General features: G+C 70.5%; 17 protein-coding genes and 1 pseudogene. 5 read left to right on the forward strand and 13 right to left on the reverse strand.

The features are described 5' to 3' along the window. The first annotated feature begins 122 nt into the window (after window positions 1-122). Window positions 123-1472, forward strand: coding sequence for a citrate:proton symporter (locus AB0J91_RS09845; protein WP_363791663.1), 1350 nt, complete (start codon window positions 123-125; stop codon window positions 1470-1472). 78 nt (window positions 1473-1550) lie between these two features. Here AB0J91_RS09845 and AB0J91_RS09850 read toward each other — a convergent pair whose 3' ends face one another. Beyond that, a complete protein-coding gene (locus AB0J91_RS09850; protein ID WP_363866079.1) occupies window positions 1551-2351 on the reverse strand; it encodes a LuxR C-terminal-related transcriptional regulator in 801 nt (266 codons plus the stop codon). A 140-nt stretch (window positions 2352-2491) separates the two neighbouring features. On the opposite strand from AB0J91_RS09850, the gene AB0J91_RS09855 reads away from it, so the two are divergent. Then, a complete protein-coding gene (locus tag AB0J91_RS09855; protein ID WP_363866082.1) occupies window positions 2492-4180 on the forward strand; it encodes an AMP-binding protein in 1689 nt (562 codons plus the stop codon). Window positions 4181-4579: 399 nt separating this feature from the next. Here AB0J91_RS09855 and AB0J91_RS09860 read toward each other — a convergent pair whose 3' ends face one another. From AB0J91_RS09860 to AB0J91_RS09870, 3 genes are all read right to left on the reverse strand, one after another. Then, complete coding sequence (locus AB0J91_RS09860) at window positions 4580-5557, reverse strand: glutathione S-transferase C-terminal domain-containing protein (protein WP_363866085.1); 978 nt, start codon at window positions 5555-5557, stop codon at window positions 4580-4582. Between the two features lie 118 nt (window positions 5558-5675). Next, window positions 5676-6971 carry an MFS transporter gene (locus AB0J91_RS09865; protein ID WP_363866088.1) on the reverse strand — a complete coding sequence of 432 codons (1296 nt, stop codon included), beginning with the start codon at window positions 6969-6971 and terminating at the stop codon, window positions 5676-5678. A gap of 2 nt (window positions 6972-6973) precedes the next feature. Further along, on the reverse strand, window positions 6974-8170 hold the full coding sequence (locus AB0J91_RS09870) for a M20 family metallopeptidase (RefSeq protein ID WP_363866091.1): 1197 nt from the start codon (window positions 8168-8170) through the stop codon (window positions 6974-6976). A gap of 124 nt (window positions 8171-8294) precedes the next feature. Here AB0J91_RS09870 and AB0J91_RS09875 point away from each other — a divergent pair, with 124 nt between their 5' ends. Both AB0J91_RS09875 and AB0J91_RS09880 read left to right on the forward strand, forming a co-directional pair. Then, window positions 8295-9317 (forward strand): Lrp/AsnC family transcriptional regulator, encoded by a 1023-nt coding sequence (locus tag AB0J91_RS09875; RefSeq protein WP_363866093.1) that lies wholly within the window; start codon window positions 8295-8297, stop codon window positions 9315-9317. 122 nt (window positions 9318-9439) lie between these two features. Continuing rightward, on the forward strand, window positions 9440-9997 hold the full coding sequence (locus AB0J91_RS09880) for a snapalysin family zinc-dependent metalloprotease (protein WP_363866096.1): 558 nt from the start codon (window positions 9440-9442) through the stop codon (window positions 9995-9997). A 6-nt stretch (window positions 9998-10003) separates the two neighbouring features. Here AB0J91_RS09880 and AB0J91_RS09885 read toward each other — a convergent pair whose 3' ends face one another. Together AB0J91_RS09885 and AB0J91_RS09890 are read right to left on the reverse strand one after the other, a co-directional pair. After that, window positions 10004-11332 carry a M1 family metallopeptidase gene (locus AB0J91_RS09885; RefSeq protein ID WP_363866099.1) on the reverse strand — a complete coding sequence of 443 codons (1329 nt, stop codon included), beginning with the start codon at window positions 11330-11332 and terminating at the stop codon, window positions 10004-10006. Beyond that, entirely contained in the window at window positions 11329-15222 is a 3894-nt protein-coding gene (locus tag AB0J91_RS09890) for a Pls/PosA family non-ribosomal peptide synthetase (protein WP_363866102.1), read from the reverse strand. The genes AB0J91_RS09885 and AB0J91_RS09890 overlap by 4 nt, the downstream gene beginning before the upstream one ends. A 328-nt stretch (window positions 15223-15550) precedes the next feature. On the opposite strand from AB0J91_RS09890, the gene AB0J91_RS09895 reads away from it, so the two are divergent. Further along, window positions 15551-18361, forward strand: a complete 2811-nt coding sequence (locus AB0J91_RS09895; protein WP_363866106.1) for a PQQ-dependent sugar dehydrogenase — start codon at window positions 15551-15553, stop codon at window positions 18359-18361. Window positions 18362-18370: 9 nt separating this feature from the next. Here AB0J91_RS09895 and AB0J91_RS09900 read toward each other — a convergent pair whose 3' ends face one another. From AB0J91_RS09900 to AB0J91_RS09930, 7 genes and pseudogenes are all read right to left on the reverse strand, one after another. Continuing rightward, a complete protein-coding gene (locus AB0J91_RS09900; protein WP_363866109.1) occupies window positions 18371-18865 on the reverse strand; it encodes a MarR family transcriptional regulator in 495 nt (164 codons plus the stop codon). Continuing rightward, complete coding sequence (locus tag AB0J91_RS09905; protein WP_363866112.1) at window positions 18862-20355, reverse strand: long-chain fatty acid--CoA ligase; 1494 nt, start codon at window positions 20353-20355, stop codon at window positions 18862-18864. Before AB0J91_RS09905 ends, AB0J91_RS09900 begins: the two co-directional genes overlap by 4 nt. A gap of 22 nt (window positions 20356-20377) precedes the next feature. After that, window positions 20378-21214 carry a p-hydroxycinnamoyl CoA hydratase/lyase gene (locus AB0J91_RS09910; protein WP_363866114.1) on the reverse strand — a complete coding sequence of 279 codons (837 nt, stop codon included), beginning with the start codon at window positions 21212-21214 and terminating at the stop codon, window positions 20378-20380. Between the two features lie 17 nt (window positions 21215-21231). Next, window positions 21232-21360 (reverse strand): hypothetical protein, encoded by a 129-nt coding sequence (locus AB0J91_RS09915; RefSeq protein WP_363866117.1) that lies wholly within the window; start codon window positions 21358-21360, stop codon window positions 21232-21234. 146 nt (window positions 21361-21506) lie between these two features. Then, complete coding sequence (locus AB0J91_RS09920; protein WP_363866120.1) at window positions 21507-22484, reverse strand: class I fructose-bisphosphate aldolase; 978 nt, start codon at window positions 22482-22484, stop codon at window positions 21507-21509. 465 nt (window positions 22485-22949) lie between these two features. Next, window positions 22950-23291 carry a LytTR family DNA-binding domain-containing protein gene (locus tag AB0J91_RS09925; RefSeq protein WP_363791699.1) on the reverse strand — a complete coding sequence of 114 codons (342 nt, stop codon included), beginning with the start codon at window positions 23289-23291 and terminating at the stop codon, window positions 22950-22952. Between the two features lie 297 nt (window positions 23292-23588). Further along, window positions 23589-23804 (reverse strand): annotated as a pseudogene (locus tag AB0J91_RS09930) (PQQ-dependent dehydrogenase, methanol/ethanol family); the annotation flags it as partial.

Genomic DNA, 23804 nt, shown 5'->3' on the forward strand with positions numbered 1-23804 from the left:
AACGCGGGATATGCGGACAACATCGACAAATCTCGTCAGGGCGACGTAGCTCACCTACGGTTCCCCGGAACGCAACGGCGCTGCAAGTGGGACCACCGGAGGTCCGCGGGGAGGAGGACGCGTTGATCGCGCTACTCGGCTTGGGCATGGTGACGGTTTTCCTCTACTTGGTGATGAGCAAGCGGCTCTCACCGATGGTCTCGCTGATCGCGGTCCCGATACTCTTCGCCGTGATCGGCGGCTTCGCCCCGGACCTCGGCGACATGATCACCGACGGCATCAAGTCGGTCGCCCCGACGGCGGCGATGCTGCTGTTCGCGATCCTCTACTTCGGGATCATGATCGACGCCGGGTTGTTCGACCCGATCGCGCGCGGCGTGGTCCGGCTGACCCGCAACGACCCGCTGCGCCTGATCATGGGCACGGTCGCCCTGGTGGCGCTGGTGTCGTTGGACGGCGACGGCACGACCACGTTCATGATCACGGTCTCGGCGCTGCTGCCGATCTACCGCAGGCTGGGCGTCAGCCCGGTGCTGATGACGGGCCTGGCCTGCTTGACCAACGCGATCCTCAACGTCGTGCCCTGGGGCGGTCCAGCCGCTCGCGCCGCGAGCGCGCTGCGCCTGGACCCGCAGGAGCTGTTCGTGCCGATGATCCCGGCGCTGGCCGCCGGTCTGGTCACCGTCTTCGTCCTCGCCTACGCCCTGGGCCTGCGGGAGCGTGCCAGGCTGCGCACCTCCGCGCCGGTGCTGGTCGGCGCGGGTGGTCCCCCGGCGGGCGGCTCGGGTGACGCGGCGTCCTTCGACGGCGGCTCGGCGGACTTCGACGTGCTCGCCCCGGACCGCGCATCGCTGCGCCCGAAGCTGTACTGGTTCAACGCCGGTCTGACGATCGCGCTGCTGACCGCCCTGATCATCGGTGTGCTGCCGATCTCGGTGCTGTTCATGATCGGCTGCGCGCTGGCGCTGCTCGTCAACTACCCGCGGCTGGAGCAGCAGCGCGACCGCATCGCCTCGCACGCCGACAGCGTCGTCGCCGTGGTCGCCATGGTGTTCGCCGCGGCGGTGTTCACCGGGGTCCTCTCCGGCACGGGCATGATCGAGCAGATGGCGCAGTACCTGCTCACCGCGCTGCCCGACGCCCTGTTCCCGTTCTTCAGCATCATCGTCGCGGTGCTGAGCGTGCCGTTCACGTTCTTCATGAGCAACGACGCCTTCTACTTCGGCGTCATGCCGATCCTCGCCGAAGCCGGCGCCCAGCACGGGATCAGCGCGATGGAGATCGCCCGGGCATCGCTGCTCGGCCAGCCCATCCACATGCTCAGCCCGCTGGTCCCGGCGATGTACGTCCTCATCGGACTGGCAAAGGTCGACCTCGGCGACCACCACCGCTTCGCGATCAAGTGGGCCCTGCTGGTCTGCGCGGTGGTCATCACCGCGGGCTTCGCCCTCGGCCTCATCACCATCCACTGACCGGACCCCACCGCTCCGCCCTCGACGCTCGAGGGCGGAGCGGTCCGACGACTCCCACGGGGGCTGACGCGGAGTGCTCTACAACAGCCCCGCGAGGCGGGCTTCGTGGACCGCTGCTGTGCGGTTGCGGACCGCGAGCTTGCGGGTGGCGTTGCGGAGGTAGGTCTTGACGGTCTGGGGGCTCAGGCCCATCCGGGCCGCGATCTCCACGTTGGACGCTCCGATCTCGACGAGGCGGAGCGCTTCGATCTCGCGGGGCGCGAGGGTCACATCGCTCGTCGTGACCGGTGGTGCGCTTCCGCTGAGCTGGTGGTGGATCCGGCGCAGGCGGGCGCGCATGGCCTCATCTCCGGTCTCCTCGATGACCGCGGCGAGTTCCGCCAGGGGGTCGGGTTCGCGGAGCTCCGGGTCGGGGCGCAGCCGGTCTTCGACGTCCCTGGACAGCTGCGCGGTGACGACCTCCGCTGTGCGCAGCGCGCGGTCGCCCACCGGGCGGTGGTCGCGGGCCGCGCCGTAGAGGACGCCGCACACCGCGTCGCCGACCGTGATGGGCAGCGCGAACACGGAGGTGAGGCGTTCCTGCCTGACGACGATCGGGTCGTACTCGTGGGTGATGTCGGAGGTGCGGGCGTAGTCGTCGACGCGGTGCGCTGCGCGGTCGCGCAGCACCCTGCCGCCGAGACCGCTGCCCGGACGCACCTCCAACCCGCGCAGCCCCGAGCCGAACGTGCCCTTGATCCGGCCGATCACCAGTCGCTGCGGGGTCGTCGACGTGCTGCCGCCGAACACCACGGGAATGCCCGTCGAGCGGGAAAGCCAGTTCAGCCGTTCCGGGAGGAGCCGGTCGATCCAACCGGCAGCCCTGACGTCTTCGTCCATGTGCGCTCCCTCACCACGTCAACTGGGTGGATACCCCGCACCCGCCTCTCGGCGCTACCCCCGGGAGTGGGTATGCGATTCGCCGTTGATCGGTGCACCCTCGTCCCGACAGCGTCGTCAGATCGAAGGGGAAGCGGCACATGGACGTCACCGGCGCCTACCGAGAAAGCCGTGACCAGCTCTTGGCGCTGCGCGGCGAGCACGCGCGCGCCGTCGCCGAGTTCCGCTGGCCTGAGCTGGGCGAGCGGTTCAACTGGGCGACCGACTGGTTCGACGCGATCGCGCGCGGCAACGACCGCCCGGCTCTGGTGATCGTCGAGGAGGACGGGTCCGAGCTGCGGCGCAGCTTCGACGACATGGCCGCGGCCTCCGACCGCCTCGCCGGCTGGTTGTCCGACCAGGGCGTGCGCCGGGGTGACCCGGTCGTGCTCATGCTGGGCAACCAGGTCGAGCTGTGGGAATCGATGCTGGCGATCATGAAGCTGGGCGCGGTGATCGTGCCGACCACCACGGCCGTCGGTCCTGCCGAGCTGATCGACCGGATCGCCCGCAGCGGGGCCGAGCACGTCATCGCCAACGCCGCCGACACCGGCAAGTTCACCGACGTGCCCGGTGACTACGGGCGGATCAGCGTCGGCGCGGCCGACGGGTGGGCGAACCTGCGCGAAGCGGGGACGTTGCCCGCCACGCCGCTGCCCCACCCCGGAACCGCGCCCGGCGATCCGCTGCTCTACTACTTCACCTCGGGCACGACCTCGCGGCCGAAGCTCGTCGAGCACACCCAGATCTCCTACCCCGTCGGGCACCTGACCACCATGTACTTCCTCGGTCTGCGGCCCGGCGACGTGCACCTCAACATCTCCTCGCCCGGCTGGGCCAAGCACGCGTGGTCGTCGTTCTTCGCACCCTGGATCGCCGAGGCCACCATCCTGGTGTGCAACTACGGCCGGTTCGACCCCGCGATGCTGCTCGACCGGCTGCGGAGCTGGGACGTCTCGACGTTCTGCGCGCCGCCGACCGTGTGGCGGATGCTCATCAACTCCGACCTCGGCGAGCGCCCGGAGTCGCTGCGCGAGGTGATCGGCGCGGGCGAACCGCTCAACCCCGAGGTCATCGACCAGGTCCAGCGCGCGTGGGACCTGACGCTGCGCGACGGCTTCGGCCAGACCGAGACCACCGCGCAGGTGGCCAACACGCCAGGGTCGCAGATCCGCCCCGGCTCGATGGGCCGGGCGCTGCCCGGTGTCCCGGTGGTGCTGGTCGACCCGGCGACGGGACGGCCGGTCGACGGCACCGGTGAGGGCGAGATCTGCCTCGACCTCGCGCAGAACCCGCTCCCGCTGATGACCGGCTACCGCGACGACGCCGAGCGCAACGACACCGCGATGGGCGGCGGCTACTACCACACCGGTGACGTGGCGACGATCGACGCGGACGGCTACATCACCTACGTCGGGCGCACCGACGACGTCTTCAAGGCCAGCGACTACAAGATCAGCCCGTTCGAGCTCGAATCGGTCCTGATCGAGCACCCCGCGGTCGCGGAAGCCGCCGTGGTTCCCGCGCCCGACCCGGTGCGGCTCGCCGTGCCCAAGGCCTACGTCGCGCTGGCTCCCGGGTACGAACCGGACAAGACCACCGCGTTCGAGATCCTGAAGTACGCGCGCGAGCACCTCGCGCCCTACTTGCGGGTTCGTCGGCTGGAGTTCTTCGAGCTGCCCAAGACGATCTCCGGCAAGATCCGCCGCGTCGAGCTGCGCGCCCGCGAGGAGGGCTCGGGCCCGCGCGACGAATGGCGCGACGACCAGTTCACCGAACTGCGGTCCTGAGGACGCTTCAAGCGCGGAGGCGGCCGAGAACCGCCTCCGCGCTGGATTTTTCACGATCTCAGCACCGGTCTCCCGAGCGGCAGCCCGCGACCACCCGTCGCCTCCGGGGTGATGCGTTGGGAACGAACGGATCCCGATACGGCACGGAGGGACTCGCAACGGTCCCGAACGGCGGACGCCTCACTCGGTGCCGAGCACCCGCCGAGGCGAACGCGGTCCCGCAGAACGACGAGACAGTTCCCGAACCCCGAAAACCGCCGTAATCGCGCACCGGAAAACCGCCGTGATCCGGTGCCCGAAAACCGCCGCAATCGGGGTGGTTGAAACCGCGCGTGGAGGGACGAGAGCTCCGCTCTCCCGTGACGCACGTGCCCGCGGATGGCGGGAGCGGTGCGACCATCACGCGACGCTGGGGACCCGCTCGTCCTGCGGGGGTGGGCCCGGCGGGGTGCCGTTGCCGAAGGGGCGGCCGCCGAGCTTCTCGCGTCCGTGGGGTCGCAGGAGGCCGGTGAGGTCGGGGCCGGCGGGGATGATGCCGGTCGGGTTCACGTTGCGGTGCACCACGTAGTAGTGCTCCTTGATCTGCGGGAAGTGGATCGTGTCGCCGAAACCCGGTGTCTGGAACAGGTCTCGCGTGTAGTCCCGCAGCACCGGCATCTCGGTGATCTTGTGCCGGTTGCACTTGAAGTGCCCGTGGTAGACGGCGTCGAAGCGCACCAGGGTCGGGAACAGGTGCACGTCGGCCTCGGTGATCGTGTCGCCGACCAGGTAGCGCTGCCCGGAAAGCCGCTCGGCGAGCAGGTCCATCGCCTCGAACAGCTCGTGGAAGGCCTTGTCGTGCGCTTCCTGGCTCTGGGCGAACCCGGTCTTGTAGACCCCGTTGTTGACCTTGAACACCAGGTCGCCGACGTCGTCGATCTCGGCGCGCAGGTCCGGCGGGTACAGCTCGGGCGCTCCGGGCCGGTGGTGCTCGCGCCACTCGGTGGAGAAGTCGAGGGTGATCCGCGGGAAGTCGTTGGTGACCACCTGGCCGGTGGGGATGTCGACGATCGCGGGCACCGTGATGCCCTTCGCGTAGTCCGGGTCGCGGGCCAGGAACGCCTCTCGCAGCCGCTCGATGCCCAGCACCGGGTCCCGGCCGCCCGGGTCGAGGTCGAACTGCCAGCTGCGCTCGTCGTGGGTGGGCCCGGCGATGCCCATCGACAGCACCGGTTCCAGGCCGAGCAGCCGCCGCACGATGACCGCCCGGTTCGCCCAGGGACATGCCCTGGCCACCACCAGGCGGTACCGACCGGGTTCGACCGGGTAACCGTCTCGCCCGTCGGCGGTGATCCGCGTGGCGATGTAGTGCATGTCCCGTCTGAATTCACCAGCCATGCCCTCGATCGTCCATCGAGGGCCCCGTCCCCGCCAAACGCCCGCGCCGGAACGCGGGAGGGGCCTTCGGCCGGCGGGTGCGGCTCGGAGAGCACGGTTTCCGAGCCGCACCCCGGCGTCATCGGACCGGCACCTCCTGGGCGACCTCGGCGGCGGGCTTGGTCGCGGTGTCGGTCAGCGCGATCGCCGCCAGCACCGACACCGCCGCCACCGCGATCAGGTAGTAGGCCGGTGACATCGGGTTCCCGGTGGACTCCACCAGCGCCGACAGGATCAGCGGCGTCGAACCGCCGAAGATCGACACCGCCGCGCTGTAGGCCAGCGACAGGCCGCTGTAGCGGACCTTGGTCGGGAACGCCTCGGCGATCGCCGTGGAGATCGCCGCCAGGCTCGGTGCCATCAGCAGTCCCAGCAGCACGTAGGCGAGGACGATCAGGGAGAACGAGCCGGACAGGATGAGCTGGTACATCGGCACGGCCAGCACCATCAGCGCCAGCGGGGTGGCGATCAGGAACGGCTTGCGCCGCCCGAGCCGGTCGGCCAGCAGCGCCCACGCCGGGCAGGTCAGCAGCAGCGCGGAGATGCCCACCATCATCGCGATGAACATGTCGGCCTGCGGGACGTTCAGGTTCTTCACCAGGAACGCCGGCCAGAACGCCTGGACCATGTAGGTGCAGGTGGTGCCGGAGATGATCAGGCCGATCACCTTGAGCACGTTCGGCCAGTGCTCCCGCAGCGTGATCATCAGCGGTGCGCTGCTGTCCTCGGGGGACGAGGCCTGGAACTCCGGCGTCTCGTCCAGGCGCAGCCGCAGGTACAGGCCGATCGCGCCGAGCGGCAGCGTCACCAGGAACGGCACCCGCCAGCCCCAGTCGGTCAGCGCCTCGGGCGTGAGCGCCATCGACAGCAGCGCGCCGATCACGGTGGCCACCAGCGTTGCCGCGAACTGGGTGAACATCTGCCAGCTGCCGTAGAACGTGCGCCGGTGCGACGGCGCGTACTCGACCATGAACGCGGTGGCGCCACCGAACTCGCCACCGGCCGAGAAGCCCTGCACGACGCGGGCGGCCACCAGCAGGATCGGCGCGGCCAGGCCGATGCCGTCGTAGTTGGGCAGCAGTCCGATGATGAAGGTGGCCGCCGACATCCCGATGATGGAGATCGACAGCGTGGTGCGCCTGCCCATCCGGTCGCCGAAGTGGCCGAAGATCAGCGCGCCCAGCGGGCGCAGCACGAACGACACGCCGAAGGCGGCGAAGGTGGAGATCAGGCTGTGGCTGCCCGGGAAGAAGTTCGCCGCGATCGCCGCGGCGAAGAACCCGTAGAGCCCGAACTCGAACCATTCGATGAAGTTGCCGATGGAGGCCGCGAGCACCGCCTTGCGGCGCACCGGCGCTGGCACGGATGCGGTCATGATCAGTTCTCCACGTGGGTTCTGGTCAGGGCGAGTTCTGCGTAGAGGGTGGCGCCGTCGGCGAGCACAGCGTCGTCGAACAGCGCGGTCGGTGAGTGGTTGTAGTCGGCGGTGTCGGGGTCGATGCCGTCGGGAACCGCGCCGAGGCCGACGAACCCGCCGGGCACCTCGTCGAGCACCCGCGAGAAGTCCTCCGATCCCGACAGCGGGTTGGGCAGGCTCTGGTGCCGCTCGCTTCCGAAGAGCTCGTGGATGGTGCGGTCGACGAACGCGGTCTCCTCGACGTCGGTCCGGGTGGGCGGGTAGCCCTGCCGGTACTCGATCTCGACGTCCACCCGGTGCGCGGCGGCCACCGCGCGCAGCACCGCCTCCGAACGCTCCCGCATCCGCTCGCGCGACTCCGGCGAGAACGTGCGCACGGTCGCGCCGAAGGTCGCCGACTCCGGGATGACGTTGACGGCGTTGCCCGCGCGCAGCGAACCGACGCTGAGCACCACCGGGTCGAACATGTCGAACTGGCGGGTCACCATCGTCTGCAGCGAGGTGATCATCTCGCTGATCGCGGCGACCGGGTCCTGCGTGCGGTGCGGGGCGGAGCCGTGCCCGCCGGATCCGTGCACCGACACGTGCAGCTCGTCCGAGGCCGAGAGCATCGTGCCGGGCCGGGTGACGAAGCGGCCCTGCGGCGCGTCCGAGGAGAACACGTGCAGCCCGTAGGCCGCGTCCACGCGGCGGCCGGAGGCCTCCAGCACGCCCTCCTCGACCATGATCCGCGCGCCGTCGTAGCCCTCCTCCCCCGGCTGGAACATCAGCACCACGTCCCCGCCCAGCCGGTCGCGGTGCGCGCACAGCAGGCGGGCCGCGCCGATGAGCATCGTGGTGTGCAGGTCGTGACCGCAGGCGTGCATGGTGTCGCCGGTCTGCGAGGCGAAGTCGAGCCCGGTGCGCTCCCGCACCGGCAGCCCGTCCATGTCACCGCGCAGCAGCACGGTCGATCCACCACCACCGCCGCGCAGCACCGCGGTCACCGAGCTGACGTCCCGCCCGGTGGTGATCTCCAGCGGCAGGCCCTCCAGAGCCGCCAGCACGCGTTCCTGGGTGCGGGGCAGCCGCAGCCCCACCTCGGGTTCGCGGTGGAACTCGTGACGCAGCGCGATCAGATCGTCGCGCATCGCCAGCGCGTCCTCGTGCACACTCAACTGCTACCTCCGGAAGTGACCTGCTTCATAACGACTCCAGGGCGCGTCAGTGTGCGATGTCGACTCGTCCCGACGTGGAGAATCGCAGGATTCGTGCACGACGAACTCCCCGACGAGGTGATTCGTGAATTCCAGCGCCCCGGAACTGGCGGAAGAGGACCTGGCGCTGATCCACGCGCTGCAGATCGCGCCGCGGGTCAGCTGGGCGGAAGCCGCCCGCGTGCTCGGCTCGTCCCCGACCGCGCTGGCCGCCCGCTGGGAGCGGTTGCGGGCGGCGGGACTGGCGTGGCTGACGGTGCACTCCGGCGAGCAGTCGCGCGACGTGGTGGCCTTCGTCGACCTGCGGGTGGAGCCGTCCCGGCGGACGGAAGCCATCGAACGCATCGCCCGCGATCCGCGAGCGGCCTCGGTGGAGGAGACCGCGGACGGCCGTGACCTGGTGCTGACGGTGATCGTCCCGGACTACGACTCGCTGGCCGCGTTCACCCTCGACGACCTGCCCACCACCCCGGGAGTGCGGGCGGTGAACACGCACGTGGCCACCAAGGTGCACCGGCAGGGAGCGGACTGGCGGCTCGACGCCCTCGACCCCGAGCAGCAGGCCGCGCTGCGCGAGGCCGCCCGGCACGCCAGGAGCCCGGCCTCCGGCCGCATCCCGGACTCCTACTGGCCGGTGGTGCAGCGCCTGGCGCACGACGGCAGGCAGAACGCCGCCGAGATCGCCCGCGCGCTCGGCCGCGACCCGGCGACGGTGCGCAGGCAGGTCGCCCGCCTGCTGGCCACCGATGCCCTGGCCTTCCGGTGCGAGGTCGCGGGGCTGCGCACCCGCTGGCCGATCGTGTGCACGTGGTTCGCGCAGGTGCCGATGACCGAGCTGGACCGCGCGGTCCGCTCGCTGTCGACGCTGCCCGAGCTCCGGCTGCTGGTGTCCACCGCCGGTCAGTCGAACCTGATGTTCCTGCTGTGGGCGAGGTCGGCGGGCGACCTCATGCGCATCGAGCGGCTGGTCAACGAGAAGCTGCCGTCGCTGCGGCTGTCGGAATCCGTTCTCACGTTGCGCACCCGCAAGCGGATGGGCTGGCTGCTCGACCGGCACGGGCGCGCCACGGGAGAGGTCGTGCTCCCCCACTCGTTGCTGCCGCGATGAATTCACACCTGGTGACGTGATGGCGGTTATCCGCCACTGTCCGTATCGGTCCGGGACTCCTGCCTAGCCTCCGGTCGTGTTGATCGTTTCCACGTGAACGACCGCCCACAGGAGGAGTCGACATGTCCAGGTTCTCGATGACGACCGCGATCGCCGGCGCCGCGACGGCGTTGCTGCTGGTGGCAGGCGCGCCGCTGGCCGGTGCGGTCCCCGGCGACGCCGCCGAGCCCCGCATCGTCACCTACGACGCCAGCCAGGCCGAGGAGTTCCAGGCGGCGATCGACGAGGCGGCCGAGACCTGGAACGGCCAGGTCGCCAACGTCAAGCTGGAGAAGGCCACCGACGGCCAGGCCGACCTGACCGTCCTCGCCGACGACGGCTGGCCGCGCGCCCAGACCGAATCGCTCGGCGTGGGCACGGTGTGGATGGGGCGCGAAGCCGTGAACGAGGGACACCACATCCCGCGCATCGCCACCCACGAGATCGGCCACATCCTCGGGCTCCCCGACGACCGCACCGGCGTCTGCGAAGACCTGATGTCGGGTGCCAGCGCCGGGACCGACTGCCAGAACAACCTGCCCAACCCGACCGAGAAGGCCCAGGTCGACGAGAACTTCGCGCAGGGCGTGGTGATCGCGCCGCAGCTGTTCACCGAAGCCCCGGCTCTCGCCACCAGGTGACGGCTCTCAGCGGGGCAGCGCCGGTAGTTCCGGCTGGTCCAGCCACGCGGTGAAGAGCGGCTCCAGGCAGCGGTTCGCGTGTTCGGCGGCCAGGGACGTGAAGTCCTCCGTGGTCGCGGTGCCGTGCCGGTGCTCGGCCGCCCAGCGCCGCAGCAGCGCGAAGAACGGCTCGTCGCCGATCTCGTGCCGGAGCGCGTGCAGGGTCAGGGCCCCGCGCTTGTAGACCTGCGGGTCGAACATGCTGGACACGCCCGGGTCGGCGATGCGGAGATCCGCGGCGACCTGGGCGTGCCAGTCCGCGGCGTGCTGCTGCGCCGACGGCCCGCCCGAGCGTTCCGACCACAGCCATTCGGCGTAGGTCGCGAAGCCCTCGTTGAGCCAGATGTGCCGCCAGTCGGCGATCGTGACGCTGTTGCCGAACCACTGGTGGGCGAGCTCGTGCGCCACGAGCCGTTCGTGGGTGCGCCGCCCGTCGACGTGGTTGGCACCGAAGATCGACATGCCCTGCGCTTCGACGGGGTCTTCGAGCTCGTCGTCGGTGACCACCACGACGTACTCACCGAACGGGTAGGGGCCGAACAGCTCGCGGAAGCAGTCCATGATCCGGCCGTGCCTGCCGAAGTCGACCGCGAAGTCCTCCTTCAGCCGCGCGGGGATCGCCGCCCGCTGCGGGACATCACCGTCGGCCAGCTCCACGTCTGTGTAGGGGCCGACCTGGACGCTCATCAGGTAGGTCGAGGTCGGTTCCGGCCGCTCGAAGACGTGGGTCGTGGTGCTGCCGCGCCGCTGCTGCGACACCAGGTTCCCCGTCACCTGCACCGAGAACGGCGAGGCCGCGGTGAAGGAGACCCGGTACGCGGCCTTGTCGGACGGGTGGTCGTTGCAGGGGAACCACGACGGCGCCCCGATGGGCTGCGCGGCCACCATCGAGCCCTCGGTGAGCTCCTCCCAGCCGATCTCGCCCCAGCGGCCCGCGATCGGGTGCGGCGTGCCCGAATACCGGACTTCCACGCGGAATTCGGCGTTCTCGTCGAGGGGCCGCTGCGGCCTGATGCGCAGCTTCCCGCCGCTGTGGGTGAACTTCGCGGGCTTGCCGTTCACGAGGACCCGCCGCACCCGCAGGTCGGCGAGGTCGAGGCTGAACCGCGACAGCGCCTGGGTCGAGGTGGCCGAGATCCGCGCGGTGCCGCTGAGCCGGTTGGGCCCCACCTGGTAGTCCAGGTCGAGGTCGTAGTGCTCGACGCGGTAACCGCCGTTGCCGTGCTCGGGCAGGTAGGCGTCGGCCGACCGGTCCGCACCCGGTGACGGTGCGCTCGTGCTCGGCCCAGAACTCACCGGTTGCGTCCCCTCTGCCAGTTCGTGATCGGGTTCCCGAGCCAGCGCGTGCCCGCCGGGACCTCGTCGCCGCGGGTGACCAGCGAGCCCGGTCCGATGGTGGTGTCGGCGCCGATGCTCGCGCCGGGCAGCACGATTCCGTGCGGCCCCAGGGTAGCGCCGGGATCCAACCGCACCTCGTCGAGCCGCATGACCCTGTCGTGGAACAGGTGGGTCTGCACCACGCAGCCGCGGTTGACGGTCGCGCCGGCCCCGAGCCGCACCAGGTCCGCTTCGGGCAGCCAGTAGGTCTCCAGCCACACGCCGCGACCGATCTTCGCGCCCATGCTCCGCTGCCACATCGTCAGCAGCGGCGTTCCGGTGGCCGAACCGATCAGCCACGGCACGGCCAGCACCTCGACGAACATGTCCGCCAGCTCGGTGCGCCACACGAACGAGCACCACAGCGGGCGTTCACCAGTCCGGTAGCGGCCGACGAGCAGCCACTTCACCGCGGTCGCCACGACGCAGGCCAGCAGTCCGGCGACCAGCATCACCGGTCCGGCGAGCAGCGCCGCGCCCAGCAGTCCCACGACGGCGTGCAGCTGCGCCAGCGCCGCCAGCACCAGCACCGACAGCCCGATACCGAGCACGACCGGCACGAACCGGAACAGCTCGACGACGGCGCGGGCGAGCTTGAGGCGCAGCGGCGGCGCGAAGGTGCGGCTGCGGTCGCCCCGATCGACCGACCTGCGCAACGGCATCGGCGGCATGCCCAGGTACGACGAGCCCTTCTTGGCCTTGCGCGGGGTCGACGACAGCACGCCGACCAGACCGCGCTTGGGCACCCGGCGGCCCGCCGCGGTCATGCCGGAGTTGCCCAGGAACGCCTGCTTTCCGATGCGCGCCGGGGCCACGTGCAGCCAACCGCCACCGAGGTCGTAGGTGGCGACCATCGTGTCGTCGGCGAGGAACGCGCCGTCGGCGACGTTGGTCATCTTCGGCAGCGCGAGCACGGTGGAGGCTTCCACGTCGCGGCCGACCTTGGCTCCCAGCAGCCGCAGCCACACCGGGGTGATCAGGCTCGCGTACAGCGGGAACAGCCCGACGCGCGCCATGTCCATCAGCCGCTCGGTGGCCCACACCTGCCAGGCCACGCGACCGTGGACCGGGTGGAACCCCTCGTGCATGCCGATGCTCAGCGCGCGGACGAGGACCACCACCAGCAGCGCGTAGCCGAGGAAGTAGGTCGCGCTCGCCAGCGGCACCACCGGCGCGCTGCGCAGCAGCGCCGAGCCCAGATCGGGCGAGCCGGAGATGGCGCCGGCGAACAGCAGAACGCCGGGCACCGCGGCCACCGCCGGGACCAGACCGAGCAGCATCGAGGCCAGCCCGTACATCGCGACCCAGCGGCGCGAGCGCGGCGGGCGGCTGGACGGCCAGGTCAACGCGGACTTGCTCACCTTGCTCGCCGGTGAACCCGACCACCGCTGCCCCGCCGGAACCGAGCCGTGCACCGTGGAACCCGCGGCGATCTCGGCGCGCTTGCCGATGCGGGCACCGGGCAGCAGCGTGCTGCGCGCACCGACGCGCGCACCCGCACCGATCCGGATCTTGCCGATGTGCACCCGGTCGCCGTCGACCCAGTGACCGGAGAGGTCCACCTCGGGTTCGACGGCCGCTCCTCTGCCGATCTTGAGCATGCCGGTGATCGGCGGCGGCGAGTGCAGGTCGACGTCGTCGGCGACCTGGGCGCCCAGCGCCCGCGCGTAGAACGACGTCCAGGACGCGCCGGAAACTCCCGTGGCGCCGGAGAACTCGGCGAGCTGCTGCGCGGTCCACAGTCTCAAGTGGACGCTCCCGCCGCGCGGGTAGGTGCCCGGCCGCACGCCGTCGAGCAGGAAGCGGGCCCCGACCGCGGAGAGCGTGATGCGACCGGGGGGCGTGAACAGCACCAGCCAGGCCACCGCGATCCCCCACCAGGGCACCGTCGGCAGGAAGCTCACCGAGCCGGCCCAGGTCAGCACGTTGCCGATCGCCGCGAGCGCGGTCAGCCACCGCAGTCCCACCAGCGAGAGCATCGGGATCATGATGAGCAGTTGCAGAAGGCCGGTCCGGCGCGGTGTCGGCGCGACCTCGCGCTGGGAGTTGCCGGTGTCGGCGTCGAGCGCGTCGAGGTGCGCGGCGAGTCCGCCGAGCGTGGGCTCCTGGTAGATGTCGGCGACGGAGACCTGCGGGTGGCGCAGCCGGATGCGGGCGATGAGCTGGGCGGCGGTGAGGCTGCCACCGCCGTGCGCGAAGAAGTCCGCGCCCGGGTCGGAGACCTCGACGCCGAGGATTTCCGCCCAGCCCTCCGCGAGCCACGACTCGGTGCCCGACAGCGCCGAATTCTCCCCGGGGCCTGCGGTGGGCAGCGGCCAGGGAAGGGCCGCGCGGTCGACCTTGCCGGAGGTGCGGGTGGGCAGGTCGTCGATGATCGCCAGCAGCGGCACCAGCGCGGCGGGCAGGCGTTCCTGCAGCTGCCGCACGGAGCTGTCGTGGTCGAAGTTCTCGGTGCTCGGCACGACGTAGCCGACCAGCACCTGGTTCCCCGCCGCGGTGGTCTGCACGGCCGCCGCGGCTCCCGCCACGTCGGGCAGCGCGGCCAGCGCCGCGTCGACCTCGCCGAGCTCGATGCGGCGGCCGCCCAGCTTGACCTGCTCGTCGGCGCGGCCCACGAACACCAGGCCCTCGGGTTCGGCCCGCACCACGTCGCCGCTGCGGTAGGCGCGCGACCAGCCCAGCGACGGCAGCGGGGCGAACTTCTCGGCGTCCTTGTCGGCGTCGAGGTAGCGGGCGAGGCCCGCGCCGCCGATCACGAGCTCACCGGTGTCGCCCATCGCGACCGGGCCGCCCGCGTCGTCGACGACCGCGAGGTTCCAGCCGGCCAGCGGCAGTCCGATCCGGACCTCGTCGTCGCCGCTGAGCCTGGCCGCCGAGGCCACCACGGTCGCCTCGGTGGGCCCGTAGGTGTTCCAGACCTCGCGGCCCTCGACGTCGAGCCGTTCGGCGAGCTCCTGCGAGCACGCCTCGCCGCCGAGGATGAGCAGCCGGATCTCCTCCAGCGCCTCGACCGGCCACAGCGCGGCCAGGGTCGGCACGGTGGACACCACGGTGATGCGCTGCGCGACCAGCCAGGGGCCGAGGTCGACGCCGGTGCGCACGAGGGCGCGCGGCGCGGGCACCAGGCATCCGCCGTGCCGCCACGCCAGCCACATCTCCTCGCACGAGGCGTCGAAGGCCACCGACAGCCCGGCCAGCACCCGGTCGCCGAGGCCGATGGGTTCCTCGGTGAGGAACAGACGGGCCTCGGCGTCGACGAACGCGGCCGCGGAGGCGTGGCTGACCGCGACGCCCTTGGGCTTGCCGGTCGAGCCGGAGGTGAAGATGATCCACGCGTCGTCGGACGGGGTGAGGTCGCCGGTCTTGCCGCCGGGCGTGCGGCGCAGCAGCAGCTCACCACCCGTGCTCAGCACCGCGGACACGTCGGCTTCGGTGAAGACCAGCTCGACCCGGTCTTCGGGGTCGTCGGCGTCGACGGGCACGTAGGCGGCCCCGGCGGCGAGCACACCCAGGATCGAGACGTAGAGCTCCGCGGTTCCCGACGCGATGCGGATCCCGACCCGGTCACCAGCGCCGATGCCCGATTCCGCGAGGCGTCGGCGCACGGCGTCGACCTGGCCGGTCAGGCGCCGGTAGGTCAGCGCGGTCGTGCCGTCGTCGATCGCGGGCGCGTCGGGGTACCGCGCGGCGGTGGCGGCGAGGACGTCGACCAGGGTGCGCTGGTCAGGCGCGAAGCCCGACCAGTACACGGCACTGGCCGAGGACCCGGGGATGTCGCCGAGGGATTCGTGCGCCGTCGTCAGCGTCACCGAGACCGCCGTTCGACCGGCGGCACGGCTAGCGAACTGCGAACAGGACCTGAACCCACGGCGTCTGTCTCCTGTCGTCAGAGCGCGTACTCCGGATGACGCACGCGCAGCAGGCCGACCAGCCTACGATCTCCGGGAGATCAACGCCCGCTCCAACCCCTGTTGACGTGCTGGTCCTCACAGCGAACAGTGGTTCAGCAACGCGCCGTGACGATGCTTCCCGCGGGTCCAGGGTCCATGGTCCCTGGTTCGACCGCGTGAGCGGGGCCATGGTGAAGCGGTTTTCTCTGCCGTGCTGGGGTGGGAATTCGTACTGGGGTAGGCGTTCATGATCAACGGAACTCGATCGGCCGCGAGCGCCGTGCTCTGCGTGCTCGCGATGGCCACCGGGCTGATGACGGCGACAGCGCCTCGCGAGGCCGCCGCCGCTCCCGTGCTGCCGCCGGGATTCGTGTTCCGCGACCAGCCGAGCGGGCAAGCCGCGTTCGACCTGACCGACTTCACCTACCTGCCGGACAACAGCGTGCTCAGCACCGGCAAGCAGGGCAAGGTCGCCTGGGTGTCCACCGGCGGGAAGGTCAACACGCTGGCGACGCTGCCGGTGGACACCGCGCAGGACCTCGGGCTGGTCGGCGTCGCCGCAGCGCACGACTACGAGACCTCCCGGCAGATCTACCTCGTCCGCGCGGTGCCGGACGCCGCCGACGGCTACCTCCTGCGGCTCTCCCGCTGGACCGTCGAAGGCAGCCCGGAACCGACCAGGATCGTCGACGAGCAGGTGATCTTCGAGACCAAGAGCTTCTCCGACGCGCACGCCATCACCGGGATCGTCGCCGCGCCGGACGGCACGCTGTGGGTGTCCATCGGTGACCTGGCCGGCTACCGGTTCACCGACCCCGCCGCGTTCCAGACCTTCAACCTGGACTCCCCGGCGGGCAAGATCGTGCACATCACGCCGGACGGCAGCGGGGTGGCGAGCAACCCCTTCTACGATTCGTCGAACCCGTCGTCGTGGCGAAGTCGCGTCTACGCCAGCGGTTTCCGCAGCCCCTTCCGGCTCTCGATCGACCCGTCCACCGGGACGCCGATCGTCGGCGACGTCGGCTACGGGACGTGGGAGGAGGTCGACTTCGTGCGCCCCGGCCAGAACTACAAGTGGCCGTGCTGGGAGGGCACCCACCCGGCTCCCGGGTACGCCGATCGGCCGGAGTGCGCCAACGTCGCCAACACTCCCCCGGTGTGGGAGTACCACCACGGCAGCGGCGTCGACGAGGGCAACAGCGTCACCGGCGGCATCATCTACCAGGGCGAGAGCTACCCGGAGTCCTACCGGGGCGCGTACTTCTTCGGCGACTACAGCCAGCGCAAGCTCTGGACTCTGCGGCTCGACGCCCAGGGCGCGCTGGTGCAGCGACCGCAGAGCCCGCCGCTGGGAACCGACATCGGCGGTCCGGTGAAGTTCGAGGCAGCGCCCAACGGCGACATCGTCTACGCCGACATCTACAGCGGATCGCTGCGCAGGCTCAGCTACTCCGCGGCCAACAACCCGCCGGTCGCGGCGGCCACCACCACGACCGATCCGGCCACCCGCACGGTCACCTTCGACGGTTGGGGCTCGATGGACTTCGACGGTGACGCCCTGCGCTACGAGTGGGACTTCGGCGACGGCACCACCGCGACCGGGGTGCGCGCCACGCACACCTACGCGCCGGGAACCGACCGGTTCACCGCGAAGCTGACGGTGCGGGACCCGCTGGACGCCTCCGACCAGGTCGACATCGTGGTGGCCCCCTCCAACCACTCGCCGGAGCTGACGCTGACGCCGCCCGCGCAAGCGGACTTCGCGGTGGACGATCCGATCAACCTCTCGGCCGACGCCACCGATGCCGAGAACGGCCCGCTGGAGGTGACGTGGACGAGTTCGGTCGTGCACTGCGCCGAGGAGACGACCTGCCACGATCACCCGGGGCCCGGCGCGCAGGGCCCGCTCTTCGACACCGCGTTCACCGCGCACCCGGACGCGCGGATGACGTTCACCGCCACCGCGACCGATTCCGAGGGCGTGTCGGCGTCGAAGACCTACACCGCGCTGCCCCGCGAACACCTGCTGACCCTGACCAGCAACATCCCCGCGGTGCTGCAGATCCCCACCGAAGGCGGGGCCAGCTCGGCGATGGTCACCGAGGGCGCCAAGCTCGACGTGCTGGCCGCTGAGACGGCCACCGACGGCGGGTCGGCGTTCACGAGGTGGACCGACGGGCCGACCGCGCGGTCCCGGCTCATCACGATGGGGCCTTCCGACGAGACCTTCAACGCCGAGTACCGGTCCGCGATCGACCAGCGGTACGACTCCGATCCCGGACTGCGCACGCTGCTGGGCGCGCCGACGGGACCGGAGATCATCGAAGGCCCGGTGCACTACCGGACCTACCAGAACGGCAGGCTGTACTGGAGCGCGGGAACCGGGGTGCACGAGGTGCACGGCGGCAACCTCGCCAAGTACCTGGAACGCGGCGGGCACGCCGCGTTCGGGGCGCCAACCACCGACGAGACGGCCACGCCGGACCAGGTCGGCCGCTACAACCACTTCGCGCTGGGGGCATCGATCTACTGGTCGCCGCAGACCGGGTCGCACTCGGTGTGGGGTGCGATCCGCGAGCAGTGGAGCAGGCTCGGCTGGGAAGCCGGCCCGCTCGGTTACCCCACCACCGACGAGACCACCACGCCCGACCGGATCGGCCGCTACAACCACTTCAGCAAGGCCGCCTCGATCTACTGGACGCCGCAGACGGGAGCGCACGGGATCTGGGGTGCGATCCGCGAGAAGTGGAGCCGGATCGGCTGGGAGACAGGACCTGCCGGCTACCCCACCACGGATGAATCGATCACGCCGGACCAGGTGGGGCGCTACAACCACTTCAGCAATGCCGCCTCGATCTACTGGTCGCCGCCGACCGGTGCGCACGAGGTGTACGGCCGGATCCGCGAGCGGTGGGTGGCGCTGGGCTGGGAGCGTTCGTACCTCGGTTACCCGACGAGCGGCGAGTTCTCGGTCTCCGGGGGCAGGCAGAACAACTTCCAGCACGGCTTCATCCGCTGGTACGCCTCCAACAACTCGGTCATCGACAGGCGGTACTGACCCACCGGCTCAGGTGGTCTCCTCGTGACCGCTCAGCGCCGTGTAGCCGGCGATGAGGCTCTGCCGGAACGCGGGTTGGTCGGCTTCGGGGATCGCGCCGAGCACCTCGTCCTCGATCGCCTCGATCAGGGAGTCGCAGCGCTGCAGGACCTCGCGACCGGATTCGGTGAGGGAGATCAGCAGCACCCGCCGGTTGTCGGGGTCGCGGTGACGCTCGATGAGCCCGCGATCCTCCAGCCAGCGCACCATCTCGTTCATGGTCTGCGGGGTGACGAACGAACGGCGGGCGAGCTGGGCGGAGCTGAGGCGGTCGCGCTGCCGCAACGCGGTCAGCGCCGTGAACTGCAAGGTGGTCAGACCGTGCGGGCGCAGCGCCTCGTCCATCCGCGCCCGGATCGCCAGCTCCAGGCGCTTGACGAGGTAGAGGGTTCGCGGTTCGGCGTTGTCGTGGCTGGTCACCGACCCATCATCGCGCACCTTCGCGGTGTCTCGCTCGGGTGTCATGCCAACCGCGCCCGCACCGCGGCCTTCTGGATCTTCCCGGAACCCGTGCGCGGCAGGTCGTCCCAGAACTCCACCTGCTTGGGCACCTTGTAGCCGGCGAGGTGGCCCCTCAGGTGCTGGTGGATCTCCTCGCCGGTGACCTGCGCTCCCGCGCGCAGCACCACCACGGCCCGCGGGACTTCGCCCCACTTCGGGTCGGGCACGCCGACGACGGTGCACAGCTCGACCGCCGGGTGCTCGTGGAGCGCGGCCTCCACCTCGGCCGGGTAGATGTTCTCCCCGCCCGAGATGATCATGTCGCGGATCCGGTCGACGACGGTGAAGTAGCCCTCGTCGTCGACGGTGGCCACGTCGCCGGAGTGCATCCAGCCGTCCGCCAGCGCCTCGTCGGTGGCCTCGGGCCGGTTCCAGTAGCCGAGCATGACGTTCGGGCCGCGCACCACGACCTCCCCCGGCTCGCCCGCCGCGACCGGCTGACCGGCGCGGTCGACGACGCGGACATCGGTGAAGAACGACGGCACGCCCGCCGAACCCGCCTTCTCGCGCGCTGCGCCGGGATCGAGGACAAGTGCGCCCGGCGAGGTTTCGGTCATCCCGTAGCCCTGGACGAACGCCAGGCCGCGGTCCAGGTAGCGGCGGATCGTGGCGTCCGGAACCGGCGATCCGCCGCACAGCAGGGTGCGCACGCTGGAGAGGTCGGCGCTCGCCCACTCCGGCCGGGCGCTGATCGCGTCGTACATCGCGGGCACGCCGAACAGCAGCGAGACCCGGTGCCGCGCGATCAACTCCAGCGCCTCGGCCGGATCGAACGAGCTCATGAGCACTGCGGTGCCGCCCTTGAGCAGCGTTGGCAGGCACGTCATCCCGAGCGCGGCGGTGTGGAACAGCGGCGCGGCCACGAGGGCGACCTCGGAGCCTGACAGATCGGACTCGACCAGCACGTTGACGCAGTTCCAGGTCAAGTTCCCGTGGCTGAGCACGGCACCCTTCGGACGTCCGGTGCTGCCCGAGGTGTACATGATCAGGCACGGGTCGTCGAGCGCGACGGGTTCGTCGAGGGGCTCGCCCCCGCCGCCCGCCGGCCTCTCGTAGGAGTCCTCGTCGATCACGAGGCGTTCCCGCAGCACCGGTGTCGCCGCCGCGTCGACGGACGCACCCGCCGACGCGGCGTGGACCAGCACCGACACTCCCGCGTCGGTCAGCACGTGCGCGAGCTCGGGCACCGCCAGCCTGGTGTTGACCGGGACGAACACCGCCCCGAGGGAAGCCGTGGCGAACAGCGTCTCCAGGTGGGCGGGGTGGTTCGGGCCGAGGTAGCCGACCCGGTCACCGCGCCGCACGCCGAGGTCGCGCAGACCTCGCGCCAGCGCCGCGGCGCGGCGCGCCAGCTCGGCGTGGGTGTCCTGGCGCTCGCCGTGGATCAGCGCCACCCGGTGCGGGGTCATCCGGGCTCGCCGCACCGGCCAGGACCCCAGTCCCTCGTCACGCATCGCGCAGCCTCCCGCGGGCAGCTCAGTCGTCGGAGTAGGCGGAAAGCCCTGGGCGGTAGGACTTCTCGTCGAGGAACTGGGTCATCCCCTTCTCCCGGCCGTTGGCCTCGTCGAGGAACTGGGACTGCTCCAGCTTGGCGTAGAGGTAGTCCTCGGCGTGCTCCCACGGCATGTCGCGCGAGACCTTGTAGCCGACCTTGGCCGTGCGCAGCACCACCGGGTTCATCGCGGCGAGCTTGAGCGCGAGCTCGCGGGTGCGCTCGCGCAGCCGGTCGGCCGGAACCGCCTCGTTGACCAGGCGCATCTCGGCGGCGCGGCGGCCGTCGAAGGTCTCGCCGGTCATGATGAAGTACAGCGCGTCGCGCTGGCTGACGGTCGCGGCCAGCGCCCGGGTGACCACGCCGCCGGGCGGGATCCCCCAGTTGATCTCCGAGAGGCCGTACTGGGCCTCCTCGTCGGAGATGGCGAGGTCGCAGGCCACCAGCGGGGTGAAGGCACCACCGAAGCACCAGCCGTTGACCATCGCGATGGTCGGCTTGGACCAGTTGGCCAGCCGCTTCCACTGCCACTCCGCGCTCGCCCGGCGCACCCGGATCTGCAGCCCCGGGTCACCGGACTCGTCGACCTCGCGGAAGTACTCCTTGAGGTCCATGCCCGCCGACCAGGACTCACCTGCGCCGGTGAGGACCAGGACCTCGCAGCGCGGGTCGCCTTCGAGGGCGTCGAGGGTGCGGACCATCTCGTCGTTGAGCGTCGGGTTCATCGCGTTGCGCTTCTCGGGGCGGTTGAGCGTCACCCACGCGACACCCTCGTCGAACTCGACGAGAACGGTGTTCCCCCAGGGAGTTTCAGAAGACATGGTGCTCCTCGCTGGAATCAGAGCGGGTGGTGGGCGGCTTCGGACCGGACGGTGACCCGCTGCGCCTCGGCGAACACCTCGACGTCGGCCCACCTCTGCCGAACCACCGGTCCACCGACCGGCGAAGACCCTTCCTCCCGGTTCATCAGGGTTCCTGATTGTTACGAGAGGATCGTGTTCCAGCGAACACCTCTGCTTCAAGGAAATGTGACCCGGCGCACTCCACCATCGCGACGTCGCGGGCGATGGCGGCCGACCGGCCCGGATTTCGCCGGGCCGGCCCTCGGGCGGGTCAGCGGGCCGCGGCGTTCGCGACGGCTCGCACCGACAGCGCCCGCTGCGCGGCCTGCCACCGGCTCGCGTCACCGCGCCAGGTCTCCAGCGCGGGGGCGACCAGCGCGCGCCCGAACGAGTAGGTCAGCTCCCAGGGCAGCGGTCCGCAGTTCTGCATGGCACCGAGGTGGCGGGTCGCCAGCTCCGGGCTCTGCCCGCCGGAGAGGAACGCGATGCCCGGCACCTCCGGCGGAACCACATCGCGCAACGTGTCCACTGTGGTCTGCGCGACCTCCTCGACGCCGGGCTGCTTCGGGCAGTCCTTGCCCGCGACGACCATGTTGGGCTTGAGGACCATGCCGTCGAGCCGCACCTGCATCAGGGCGAGCTCGTCGAACAGCGCCCGGAGCACCACCCGCGTCACCTGCTGGCACCGGGCGAGGGTGTGGCCGCCGTCCATCAGCACCTCCGGCTCCACGATCGGCACCAGTCCCCCTTCCTGGCAGAGCCCGGCGTAGCGCGCGAGCCCGTGCACGTTCGCGCGGATCGAGCGCTCGGAAGGACGTCCGTCGCCGATGGTGATCACCGCGCGCCACTTGGCGAAGGTCGCTCCGAGGCCCACGTACTCGGCGACCCGGTCGCGCAGGCCGTCGAGCCCTTCGGTGACCTTCTCGCCGTCGGCCCCGGCGAGCGGCTTGGCCCCGGTGTCGACCTTGATTCCGGCCAGGATTCCCATGTTCGCGAGAGCCGCGGGGAAGGTGCTCCCGTCCGACAGCTTCTGCCGCAGGGTGTCGTCGGCCAGGATGATCCCGCTGATCGAATCGGCCAGATCGGGGGTGGTGACGATCAGCTCGCGGTAGGTCCGGCGGTTCTCGTCGGTCGGGGCCACACCGACGCCCTCCAGCCGGGAGGACATCGTGGCGATGCTCTCGTCCGCGGCGAGCACTCCTCGCCGATCGGAGACCATCCTGCGAGCGATCTCGTTCAAGGTAGCCATGTTCCGCTTCGCCTCCTAGCGCATCGCGCGAAAAACCGTGTCGACCGGCATCCGGTGCCGTCGTGAGATGTGCCCGAATCGCAAGGCTGCACGGCCCCGAAGACCCGGTCAACGCGCCGGGCACGAAGCGGCGTCCGCGCGGCACGAACGGTTGTCAACACCTTCCGGACGGCTCGATCAGATCGATTCCATTGCATGATCCAGCTGGTACGCGTATTCTTCACCCGTCGACAAAAACAGCTCGTTTTCAACGCTTTTGCGCGCAGTGCACAGGTGAGTGCACCCGCTCCGCAGCACAGCGACCACTGTGGACGCAGATGGCCGTGGCTGCAGAACGGGTGCAGCGATGAGAGATCGAGTTCCCCCTGGGACTAGGTGCTGTTGAAGAACGCGGCGGATCCGCTGCGCTTTCCCCTTCCAGGGTTTGCCACAGGCACCGCCAAGCAACGCAATCCCTAACAGCTCCTAGAGCCCGAGGGCTTCGGTGACGAACTTCGCGCGCCGGCGCGAGACCGGCACGACCCATCCGTAGTTCTCGACGGTGAGTTCGAGTTCGCCACCGTCCTTGCGCGTCACTTCGCGGACGCGGTTGAGGTTCACCAGGTAGCTCCGGTGAACTCGCACGAATCCGCAGGCCGCGTACTTGTCGTCGATGTTGTCGATGCCGTCCGTCGCGCACCGGAAACGTCCGAGGTCGGTTCTCAGCCACACGGCCCTCCCGACGGATTCGGCCACGATCACCTCGGCGATGTCGAACAGGACCTGCCGGTCCCCTTTGATCCCGACAACACGTCTCGTCTCACCCAAGGCATCCTCCCGTTGCAGTGTTCCGGAAGCCACTCGTTCGTCCGACTCCGTCCAGGACGCGGTGCCCGGACCTGCCCGATCAACGGTGTTCCCGCGATGTACCAACGGGTTTCGGCGGACGGACTCAGTGTTCCGCCCGCCAGCCCGCTTCTCACCTGATGAACTAGGCGCGGGTGAGGAAGAAAACTCCGGTCGGGGTGTGCGGGCGTCGTGCGCTCGCCCCCGACCGGAGGTTTCCTGCGTCACCCCACCGCACCGCCGGTCGCGGTGCGGTCGTCACTCACTCCTGCCCGCCGGTCAGTCTGGTAGGGCGAAGACGATCAGTGCGCTGCCGTGGCCTGCGCCGAGCATGCCGGGGATGATGCCTTCCAGCCAGCCGCCCCAGCCGACGGGTACGGCGATGTACTGCTTGCCGTCCACGCTGTAGGTCATGGGGCTGCCGTGGTGGCCGCTGCCGCACTGGAACTTCCACAGCTCTTCGCCGGTGCGGGCGTGCAGCGCGAGGAATTCGCC

The sequence above is a fragment of the Saccharopolyspora sp. NPDC049357 genome, assembly GCF_040677225.1.
GTDB lineage: Bacteria > Actinomycetota > Actinomycetes > Mycobacteriales > Pseudonocardiaceae > Saccharopolyspora.